This is a genomic window from Lacinutrix sp. MEBiC02595 (assembly GCF_053601555.1).
The window spans coordinates 1-300 of the sequence record NZ_JBSHNU010000133.1 but is presented as its reverse complement, the minus strand read 5'-3'; the positions used below and the strand labels follow the sequence as shown (position 1 = coordinate 300).

Here is a 300-nt window from a genome sequence, read left to right as displayed (position 1 = left end):
CTATAGAATATACGAGTCCAGGAACCTGCGGAACAAGTAACACACAAACGGTAACTGTTTTAACTTTAGGAGACGCTTCTTTTAATATGATAGCAACTTGTGATGGCGGAACCGCAAATATAACCGGAGATCTTGGTGGGGGTTTTACTTTTAATCCTGTACCAACCGATGGTGCAACAATAAACGCAACTAGCGGAACGGTAACTAATGGACTTTCAGGAACCACATATACGATAGAATACACGAGTCCAGGAACCTGCGGAACAAGTAGCACACAAACGGTAACTGTTTTAACTTTAG

The 300-nt window shown here is 42.0% G+C and carries 1 protein-coding gene; it reads left to right on the top strand.

All coding sequences use genetic code 11. The annotated features are described in order from the left end of the window. The coding region (locus ACVCZW_RS01415) for a hypothetical protein (protein ID WP_452231475.1) at window positions 1-300 on the top strand (300 nt) is incomplete at both ends.